Raw genomic sequence first — 10,166 nt, 5'->3', positions numbered from 1 at the left:
TATTAAGATAGTACTACATTCATGGGAAATTTGTTCAATTGTATATAGAGAGATATTATTTTAAATAGTTATTAATAACGGAGGAGGAGAGGGAAAATTATGTTCAATCAAAGAACAAGAAATGGCGTCAAAAAAATCCTAGCAATTACAGCAGCTAGTACGATGTTTTCGATGTTTGGCTCATCAATTTCTATCATAGAGGCGGCGTCTGCTCCAGGAGTTTATGTTACACCTAAAAATAGTGTTTCTTCAGATATTATTAGTATAGACTGGTCTCCTGTTCAAACAACACCTTATACATATTGGGCTGTACATAACTGGAACCAGGGGGGAGAAGCTGGTGGGTATGCTGGATTCCAACAACAAAGCGGTTTTGATGAAAATGGAAAGCGTACTTTACACTTTGCAGTTTGGGATCCTATTTCTTCTAAGGAAGCAATAAAAGCAGAATATGTATCCCCTACATCAGTTGCAAGTAATTTTGGTGGAGAAGGAACAGGTCTTAAAATTCAGACGACATATGATTGGAAGAATTATAATTGGTATCGCATGACAATGCGTTCTTGGCAAGAGAATGGACACACAAAATTTGGACAGTGGTTAAAAGATGTTTCAAAAAACCAATGGAAGCTTATTGGGATTATGGACTTTCCAGTTCCTAACGTTACATTTAACTATGGACAAACGCTGTTTCAAGAAGACTGGCTTGGTAATGGACAAGATGTAAGAGAGGCACGTGTAAAAAATGGATATGGAAGAAATATCTCAGATAAAAAATGGACATCTTGGAATACTCAATCAATAGAGGGGCAAGAGCCATTGAATAATAATTGGGATGGGGGAGCTACTTCAGAATATCTTTGGTTTAAGGCTGGGGGAGACTCTCGATCAACTATTGGAACAGGAAAAACATTTACGTTAAATCAACCTAGCCAACCTGAAATAGGAAAACTAGATTATGATGTAAAGTCTATGTATTATGAAAATGAAAAATTAAATATATCTTGGCAACTAAAAGATAGTAGTACACCTCAATTTAAGGGGAAAATTGAAATTTATAATAATGAAAATATGACGGGCCAACCGATTAACGTAATTAATGATATTAAATCTTATCAAAATGGAATCAGTCAATCTATATCATTACCAACAAATACTTATGCAAAAATTGTATTAACAGATATATTTGATCAAACTGTGGAAAAAAAGGTGAAAATCAAAAATGAATCTCCAAACATTTTAGAAGGGGATCGGTTTGCATGGTCGATGAAGGGTATAGGAGATTTTGAATTTGCAAAACTTGATTTAAATAAATCAACAGAAGAATTGCAAGTTAGTTTAATAGCAGGTACACCACACAATTATTTTGATAGTACGTATGCAAGTATTAAAGTACAGGATACATCAGGTAAAGTGGTATATAACAAAGAGGTTTATGGGAATAAACAGCAAAATGCTGAATCAAAAACAGTCCCAGTAAAAGTGGGCAATTTTATTGAACTTACACACCTAGAAGGTGCAGAGAGAGCAATATTAATAAATTTAGATAATAATAAACGCGAAAGCTTTGATAAAAAAGTAATATATGAAGTTACAAAGGATGGTTTGAAGAAAGTAAATCAAATTGTTATTCCTAAACCGGACACAGAAGCTCCTACACAGCCATTAGGATTATATGCAAGTGATGTTACAACAAACAGTGTAGAGTTAAAATGGAATCCTTCTACAGACAATGTGGGTGTAAAAGAATATCAAGTGTTACGTGATGGACAATTGATTCAAACGGTACAAGGAACGACGTTTACTGATCAAAACTTAACAGCTAATAAGGAATATAAATATGCAGTGAGGGCTGTAGATGCAGCTGGAAATACATCGATTCAAAGTGATATTCTTCCAATTAAAACAAAAGATCAAAATGTATCTTTTGAAAAATGGGATCCAAAGAAGGCATATACTAAGGGCGATAAAGTAGAGTATCAAGGGAAATTTTATGAAACGGTTCAAAGCTATCAAGGAAATGGAGATCCTACTTGGATATTTGCCTTATCTTTATGGCAACCATTTAAAATGAAATAAAAGTCTTGTACTTAATTTTTATATATTAGTTTAGTGGTCGCAAAAATATGTTTAGATTTTAGCAGAAGATTTCAAAATTGTAAGGGGAAAACTTCAAAACTTAAAATCTGTATATAAAGTAAATGGTAGTAAAAATACCAAATCTGAATTTTGTTAAGAAAGTTTACTAAAAAAATTGATTATATCAAGGGGAAAATAGCTTTATCATTGAGAGAAAAAAGCCCTGCACACAGGGCATCTAAAAAGATACCTTAGCAATAACGACAATTAGGGAGAAGTATTAACTAAGGTATCTGGGTGGATGGTTGCATAGTAAATATGCAATTTTGAGCATTGTTGAATGTATTGGGATATTCAACAAGTTCAGAGTAACACAAAGTTTCTGTTAATTCAGCCGGTAAATTTGTCCAAAAACACGGATCTATAAATCCACTATTTACCTCAAATGTGGATTTATAGATCCTAACAAACGTGTAATTTGAATTTAAAAGAATACTTTTAGAGACTTTTACTTGTCTATTATGAAAATTATACGATTTAGGGAAGTTCCTGGGCATATCGTTAAGATTAGGCCACAGGAAATATATAACCCTTAAATCATGAGATTCGAAAGTATCTATGCATATCTTGTCATAACACCAATACTTTTGGTAATTCTTTATTAATTAGGGGAGATATCATGTTAGATGAGAATGATAATCTGATTAGGAGGCATAGAGATGGAACTAACTAAATTGGAAAAGGTAATTGTTATTAGTACATTTGTTCAAGGGTTAGGTGAGGAATTCCTGGAAAATAGCAAGGACAATCATTCTTTAAAACAACTACTTAGAGAGATAGAAAAGGTGTTTAATGATTCAACATCAAATCAAATGCGAGAAGCAGCTGAAAGTGTACTAGAAAAATTTATTTATGATTTAATAAAAGAAAACAATCTTCCACTACCAAAAATAAATTAAGATTCATTGGAGAACGAGAGAGTAGTTAGGAAATGCCTATAAGGAATCGCTACAGTATCCCTATAAAAATCGATATCAAGCTTGCATAAAGAATAATATATAAAGAGATTATTCTCTTTATATATGCCAAAAGTCAGTTACTTGTTTTCGAGAATCATGTTTTCTAACTATCTTCATTATTTTCTGCATTGTATTTGGTGATGGCACATAATCCTTGTCATTACACAGTTGACCTAATGTATTTCTGTTTACCTTACTAGCTTTAGAAAAATCCTGAATTGAGTAATTGTAGCTAGCTAAAAATTTAGCTAGCTTTGTTCTATGTCTCCCAATACCTCTACCCCACACGTTAATCTCCTCCATAATCTTTTTTAATCATCCTTGTCCGAAATGCAAAAAACTATACGCAATTGCACAGAAAAATTTGCATATTGTACAAGCTATTCACAATAAGATGTATCAAGGTTGCTACCAAAGTAGCTATCAAGATACCTCTACCAAACTTCTAAGTTTGTAAGCCCATGTATCATCAACATTCAAAATTCTGTTTATAAAGGGGAAATTTATATGTTAACTACATTTATCTCTTTAGGAGCTTTAGGAATAACGACAATTGGAGGGACGCTGTTAGAAAAGCATCTTGTTAAAAACGATCATGTTGAAGCAGCAAAACTTGTAAGCGATGGAATATATCATGTAATAAGGATAGGTGGAGTTTGTTTCATTGGTTATGTATTCATTCAAATTGTGGTGATGTTTTAAGGAGGAAATTACATGGGGATATTAAAGGATTGGCTGCATAAACAAAGTTTGAAGAATCGACTTATAGAGGTGTTTATAAAGGCAGGTTTATATGTAGACCATCAAACACGAGGTGGGAAAGTACCCATTTACCCGAAGATACATGACATTTCTTCTTCGAAAGAAAAGGTTCGATACATATTTACCATTCCAAACGGATTAGATCCGAAAACCATCGAAAAAAAGTGGTTTTGCTTTCAACAAATATTAGGGCGTAATGTAGCAATTGAAGGTGATATTAAAAGGTTTGTACTTAATGTGTTTCATTCGGATATAGGGCTACAAGCATACAATTACAGTTATAAGAAGTGGCAACCTTTATTAATACAACATCATCTTCCTGTAATTGTAGGACGTGACCAATTCGGAAATATGATTACGTATGACATGATTGCTTCAAACACGCCGCATCTTCTAATTGCAGGAGAGACAGGGAGCGGAAAAAGTAGTATGGTACGCGTTGTACTGTCCACACTCATTCAATATATGTCTCCTGATAAATTACATTTGTACCTGGGTGATTTGAAGAATTCCGAATTTCATTTCTTGCGAAGGGTGAAACACGTAAAAGAGGTTTGCATGGAAGAAATCGAAATGAAGATTATGCTGCAGAAAGTGTGGAAGGAAATACGCGAACGTAGAAAATTGATGGAAGAGTATGAAGTAGATCATATTGACGAATACAACAAATTAAATCCTGATAATCAGAAACCATATATCTTACTTGCTATCGACGAAGTGGTTATGTTACAAGATGAAAAAGAAAGTATGTCTATAGTTGAAAAAATATCGGCAGTCGGAAGGGCACTTGGAGTTTTTTTAATGCTAAGTATGCAACGTCCTGATGCAAAAGTGTTGGATGGTAAGTTAAAGCTCAATATGACGGTTAGAATGGGCTTTAAATGTGATAGTACAATTAACAGTAATATTATGGGTACTCCTGGTTCAGAACGCTTGGAGCAATCTGGCCAAATGATATTAAAGTTAAATGGATTAAAGAAAGTACAATCTCCTTATTTAGAATTAAGTAAAGCTAAGAAGATAGTCGAACCTTATCGCGTTCCGAAAGAGAATATAAAGTTGCAAAATCCACCACAAGAAGAAAATCAATTATTCGGGGTGTTAGATTATGAGGAATAGAGACAAAGCCATACTAAACAATTTGAAACGTTTTAGATGTATGTCTCGTGATGACATTATTGATTTGCATTTTCAAGGATTAAAGAACGCGGTTACATGCTGTAATACAGTGATGAAACGATTAAGAAGAGATGGTCATGTGGATGCCAATATCACGCAACACCCATACATTTACTTCCCTCAATCCAGCACACTTCGCAAAACTAGCCAAAAGATTCCCCACTTTCTTGGCATATTAGATGTGTATAAACAGCTTATCTATTATGAAAAACCTAAACTGTTTAAAGTGGAGCCAAAGTACGGTAAAGAATTCATGGAACCTGATGCATTTACAATTTGGCGTAGATCTCCATTTTTCATTGAAGTCCAGAGGTCAGTTTACAGCAAAAAAGTTATGCAAGATAAAATAAATAGGTATGAATTATACTTCCACAGTCAGGAATGGCATAACGAATCTTGGCAGCCAAAAGAATCTAAATTCTTTCCATCAATACTTATAATTACTGAAAAGTATTATAATATCAGCTCTTTTAGCCTACGTATTTTTCAAGCTTCTTCAATTAGTAACTTCTTGAATAGCCTTGCTGTAAAAGCACAGTAATAGTCCCTAATCAGGGATTTTTTCTCTAAAGAGGTTTCTTAATTTACATCTACGTTTATGAGGTCATCATTGACTGAATTAGTTCATATATTATTTTGCCAATGTGAATTCTAATACAGTTTCTGTTATTAATACAAGTAGCAATGCTGTTATCGCGACAATTTCAGTACATATATTCTTTCAGTGCATCGTCTCTTTAGTCGCCGAATCAATTCAACATACTTTTGGAAGGAGGAATATTACCTGGGATTTCGAAAAATGTTTACACATCCTTATAACAATAATTGATATTGGATGTTTTCTACCTTAAAAGCTAGTTAGGCGATAAAAATAACATGAATGGACATAATAAGATTGGTAAATTCATGTATTACTTTTTTAATCCCAGGTATTATATTGCTTATAAAAGGATGTGTTAGAAGTGAGAATTGGAGTAGTTAAAGAGATAAAAAAGGGAGAAGCACGTGTAGGAATGACTCCTGAAAATGTTCGGAAGTTAGTTGAAGAAGGGCATCAAATCTTAGTAGAAAAAGATGCAGGTATTGGATCAGGATATACAAATGATGAATATACAGGCGCAGGTGCAAATTTAGTAGCACAAGGAGAAGCTTGGGAAGTCGATATGGTAGTTAAAGTAAAAGAACCATTACCTGAAGAATATCGCTACTTTAAAAAAGATCTTATAATCTGGGGTTTTTTACATCTGGCTGCGTCGAAAGAGTGTGTAGAAGCAATGAGAAAAGCTGGAACTACTGCGATTGCTGGTGAAACTATTAGTGAGGATGGAAATTTAGCATTATTAAAACCTATGAGTGCAATTGCTGGAAGACGTGCGGTATTTATGGGAGCTTATTATTTAGAAAAACAACATCAAGGAGAGGGGATTTTATTATCAGGTATTGAGGGAATCCCTGCCGGAAAAGTTGTAATCCTAGGTGGAGGGAATGCTGCAACTAATGCCTGTGATATGGCAATTGGAATTGGATGTAGTGTTACAATTCTAGAGGTTAATCAAGAAAGAATTGCATATTTAAGAAAGCAATACGCAACAGAAGAAGTAAATATAATTGAATCTAATACTGAAAATCTAGAGCGAACGATTAAAGAAGCAGATTTATTTATTTCAACAATTTTAATACCAGGATCTCGCCCTCCTAAAATTGTTAAAGAGTATATGGTTCAATCTATGAAGCCAGGAAGTGTCATTGTGGATATTGCAATAGATCAAGGTGGTACGGTAGAGACAGTCGATCATTATACAACTCATGATAATCCTATATTTATTAAGCATGATGTAATCCATTATGCAGTACCAAATATGCCTGGTGCTACTCCACGTACTTCAACTATGGCCTTAGCAAATGGAAATATTGAGTATTTACTAGAAATAGCTAAAAATGGATTAGAGAATGCAATCCAAAATAAACCGGCTTTAGCAACGGGGATAAATATTTACAAGGGTACGATAACTTATGAGAATTTAGGTGCAACACTAGAGTTAGATTATAAGCCATTGAAAGAAGTGTTAATATGAGTAATGAAATTTTACCACTCAACATTGGGAATATAAAAAAAGCACAAAAAATTTTAGATGGAAATGCTAGAAAAACGCCTTTGGTTAAATCTTTCTATTTAACCAGTAAAACCGGTGGAGAAATTTATTTGAAGTTGGAAAATATGCAGTTAACGGGTTCATTCAAGTTTCGTGGTGCATTTAATAAAATTTCCCAACTAACAAATGAAGAAAAAGAACGTGGTGTAATCGCTTGTTCAGCTGGAAATCATGCACAGGGTGTTGCATTATCTTCTCATTTACTCAAAATTAAAAGCAAAATTGTGATGCCAACCTCTGCACCGCAAGCTAAAGTGGATGCGACGAGAGGATATGGTTCTGAAGTTATTTTATACGGTGATACGTTTGATGATGCAAAAGCGAAATGTGAAGAGATTATAAAAGAAACAGGCGAAACATACCTACATCCATATGATGATGTAGAAGTAATGGCTGGCCAAGGGACAATTGGCTTAGACATTCTAGATGATATGTGGGATGTTGATACTGTCATAGTACCTATTGGTGGTGGAGGAATTATTTCAGGAATTGCTGTAGCACTGAAATCATTTAATCCCTCCATTAATATTATTGGAGTTCAAGCTGAAAACGTACACGGTATGAAAGCTTCTTATGATGCTGGAGAAATTGTATCACATTATAAAGCCCCAACAATAGCAGATGGTTGTGCAGTTAAAATACCTGGAAATTTAACCTTTGAAATTGTAAAAAACCTAGTAGATGACATTGTAACTGTATCGGAAGAAGAATTAGAAGTAGCGATGAAAGACTTACTGCAACGCGGAAAAGCTGTCGTAGAAGGTGCGGGAGCATTAGCCACAGCCGCTCTTCTTGCAGGCAAAGTTGATAAATATATGCAGGGTAAAAAAGTAGTAGCAGTTATTTCAGGTGGCAATGTGGATTTAAAACGTATTTCAAGTGTATGTGAGCATTTCTTTGTTGCCAATGAGGTAAAATAATGATTGAGGAATGTAAATAATAAGTTGATATTGCTAAAAAAAGAGCTAGGGTGAAACATCTTAGTTCTTTTTTGTAATATCAGGATACTATTGAGGCAGAATTGTTTAAAAACAAACTCTTATACAAGGGGTACCGCCACATCACTATCAAGCTAAGCTCATACAACGTCAATCATAGTAGAGGTTGTAGCGATATTTTGACTCATCCATATACATAAAGCGACTAAATCTTTTGCTTGGTACTTACTGGTTCGTTGTACAAAGCCAGCATCTCTAGCAAGAACCCGTAAGGCATTTGGAGATAGGGCACTTTGAATCTCTTGCTTGGGCAAATAGTTGTAATTCGTCAGACACAGAAACAGACATAAAAAACGCCATCCTTTCCCATAATTCTACAGAAAGAATAGCGTATTTTTACACTTTAAAGAAGAATAAGAGAAATAATCAAAAGAAAAGTAGATATTTAAAAAGAATTTTGAATACTTGATAAGATAAAAAGGGATTGTCAAGAAATCTGTGTAAGTTTTTGAAACGAACACATAGAATAGCAAATATTAAGGCAAGATCGCTTCTGTCTTTTTTATCTTCTTTTGACTTTCGGTTTGTGTGATAATTAAATCGAAAGGTCGTGGAAGAATGAAGATAGCGGTGATACAAGCAAGTACCCAAACTAGCAAAAATGAAATGATTTTTGAAGAGACAAAAAGGGCTGTGGCGAGGCATGGATATGAAGTGCTCAATTTTGGTGTTACAGTTGAAGAATCCGTGTTAAGCTATATCCAAGTGTCCTTAGCTGTTGGTCTACTTTTAAATTCAGATGCAGTTGATTTTGTCGTCACTGGATGTAGTAGCGGTGTTGGTATGTCGATTGCCTGTAATACACTTCCGAATGTCATTAGCGGTTATCTGCCAACTCCAACAGATGCGTTCCTATTCGGTAGGATAAATAACGGAAACTGTGCATCACTGCCACTTGGATTGAACTTCGGTTGGGCGGGCGAATTAAATCTTCGCTTCACGCTTGAGAAACTATTTGAAGAACCGTTCAATACTGGGTACCCTGAAGAATCCGCCAAGCGAAAGAAACGTGATGCAGAACTTTTTAAAGCAATCAAGAGTTTTTCACATCATGGCATCGTTGAGATCCTAAGTCAGCTAGATGGAGCCGTTATTAATCCTGTTCTTCAAAAGCAAGATTTAGTGGAATTCCTCTTGCGGAATGGCACTAACACAGATATATCAAATTATCTTATCGAACAAACGAAGTATTTAAATTACGGTAGGTAAGTACTATATTTTTCAATACGTTTGGCGAATTTATCGTTAACCATAAGTTGATTCAACACCATTGAACAATTACGGATATGACCGCCATTCCATTTGTTTTGGAGTTCTTTTACACGTAAATACAGAACCTTTAGTAAGGCGTTTTCGTTCGGGAAAGCGCCTTTTTTCGTTACCTTACGGAAACTTGAATTGACATTTTCGACAGCGTTTGTCGTGTACATAACTTTGCGAATGTCAGAGCCGTAGTCAAAGAACTGTTCGACATGCGAGAAGTTGCGTTTCCACACGTCAATCGCACCTGGATATTGCGACCAACGCTTCTCGAATGCGTCAAACGCCGCGTGGCTCGCTTTGAGTGATGAAGCACCATAGAATTTCTTCAAATCTTTACAGAATTCCTTGTAATCTTGAATTGGCACGTAGCGAAGTGAATTACGCACCAAATGAACGATACAACGCTGTACGACAACTTGTGGGAAGATAGCCCGAGCGCCATCTTCAAGACCCGAAACTCCGTCCATAGAGATGAAGGATACATCTTCGACACCGCGAGTTTTGAGTTCATCAAAAATCTGCATCCAGCGATTCTTCAATTCAGTTTGATTGAGCCAACTTCACGGATTTTGAATCTCTTTTCGTTCTAACCACAAGTGTAACCACTCCTTCGTAATAATTTTAGAAAAAGAAAAACCGTGAAGTAACCCACTACCTAGGATGGTAGGTTACTTACACGGTTTATATTACACTCTCATAAAAATCTAAAAATT

The 10,166-nt window shown here is 35.0% G+C and carries 10 protein-coding genes and 2 pseudogenes; 9 read left to right on the top strand and 3 right to left on the bottom strand.

What is annotated here, in order from left to right:
* Window positions 1-99: 99 nt before the first annotated feature.
* Together ACQGSG_RS22905 and ACQGSG_RS22900 are read left to right on the top strand one after the other, a co-directional pair.
* Entirely contained in the window at window positions 100-2,079 is a 1,980-nt protein-coding gene (locus ACQGSG_RS22905; RefSeq protein WP_426948100.1) for a DUF3472 domain-containing protein, read from the top strand.
* A 719-nt stretch (window positions 2,080-2,798) separates the two neighbouring features.
* Window positions 2,799-3,038, top strand: a complete 240-nt coding sequence (locus ACQGSG_RS22900) for a hypothetical protein (protein ID WP_000424047.1) — start codon at window positions 2,799-2,801, stop codon at window positions 3,036-3,038.
* 117 nt (window positions 3,039-3,155) lie between these two features.
* Here ACQGSG_RS22900 and ACQGSG_RS22895 read toward each other — a convergent pair whose 3' ends face one another.
* Window positions 3,156-3,401, bottom strand: a complete 246-nt coding sequence (locus tag ACQGSG_RS22895; RefSeq protein ID WP_043308935.1) for a helix-turn-helix domain-containing protein — start codon at window positions 3,399-3,401, stop codon at window positions 3,156-3,158.
* A 204-nt stretch (window positions 3,402-3,605) separates the two neighbouring features.
* Between ACQGSG_RS22895 and ACQGSG_RS22890 the strand changes: the two genes are divergently transcribed.
* From ACQGSG_RS22890 to tdcB, 6 genes are all read left to right on the top strand, one after another.
* A complete protein-coding gene (locus tag ACQGSG_RS22890; RefSeq protein ID WP_426948098.1) occupies window positions 3,606-3,800 on the top strand; it encodes a hypothetical protein in 195 nt (64 codons plus the stop codon).
* Between the two features lie 12 nt (window positions 3,801-3,812).
* Window positions 3,813-4,979, top strand: coding sequence for an FtsK/SpoIIIE domain-containing protein (locus ACQGSG_RS22885; RefSeq protein ID WP_426948096.1), 1,167 nt, complete (start codon window positions 3,813-3,815; stop codon window positions 4,977-4,979).
* Entirely contained in the window at window positions 4,969-5,580 is a 612-nt protein-coding gene (locus tag ACQGSG_RS22880; protein WP_426948095.1) for a replication-relaxation family protein, read from the top strand. Before ACQGSG_RS22885 ends, ACQGSG_RS22880 begins: the two co-directional genes overlap by 11 nt.
* Before the next feature lie 103 nt (window positions 5,581-5,683).
* Complete coding sequence (locus ACQGSG_RS22875) at window positions 5,684-5,890, top strand: hypothetical protein (RefSeq protein ID WP_426948093.1); 207 nt, start codon at window positions 5,684-5,686, stop codon at window positions 5,888-5,890.
* 111 nt (window positions 5,891-6,001) lie between these two features.
* The gene (gene ald, locus ACQGSG_RS22870) at window positions 6,002-7,114 is read left to right on the top strand and encodes an alanine dehydrogenase (protein WP_426948091.1); all 1,113 of its coding nucleotides are present in this window, start codon (window positions 6,002-6,004) and stop codon (window positions 7,112-7,114) included.
* The gene (gene tdcB, locus ACQGSG_RS22865; protein ID WP_426948089.1) at window positions 7,111-8,112 is read left to right on the top strand and encodes a bifunctional threonine ammonia-lyase/L-serine ammonia-lyase TdcB; all 1,002 of its coding nucleotides are present in this window, start codon (window positions 7,111-7,113) and stop codon (window positions 8,110-8,112) included. Before ald ends, tdcB begins: the two co-directional genes overlap by 4 nt.
* A gap of 179 nt (window positions 8,113-8,291) precedes the next feature.
* On the opposite strand, the pseudogene ACQGSG_RS22860 reads toward tdcB, so the two are convergent.
* Window positions 8,292-8,478 (bottom strand): annotated as a pseudogene (locus ACQGSG_RS22860) (IS4 family transposase); the annotation flags it as partial.
* 270 nt (window positions 8,479-8,748) lie between these two features.
* Here ACQGSG_RS22860 and ACQGSG_RS22855 point away from each other — a divergent pair.
* Window positions 8,749-9,399 (top strand): RpiB/LacA/LacB family sugar-phosphate isomerase, encoded by a 651-nt coding sequence (locus tag ACQGSG_RS22855; RefSeq protein WP_426948087.1) that lies wholly within the window; start codon window positions 8,749-8,751, stop codon window positions 9,397-9,399.
* Here the strand turns inward: ACQGSG_RS22855 and ACQGSG_RS22850 are convergent.
* A pseudogene (locus ACQGSG_RS22850) lies at window positions 9,387-10,010 on the bottom strand (IS256 family transposase); the annotation flags it as partial. The gene ACQGSG_RS22855 and the pseudogene ACQGSG_RS22850 overlap by 13 nt on opposite strands.
* Between the last annotated feature and the right edge of the window lie 156 nt (window positions 10,011-10,166).

Origin of the sequence: Bacillus sp. GMa5/1, from assembly GCF_050172015.1 — a bacterium.
In the GTDB taxonomy this organism is placed as follows: Bacteria; Bacillota; Bacilli; order Bacillales; family Bacillaceae_G; genus Bacillus_A; species Bacillus_A cereus.
Note: the sequence above shows the minus strand (reverse complement) of the source record. Positions and strands in the feature narration are given on the sequence as shown.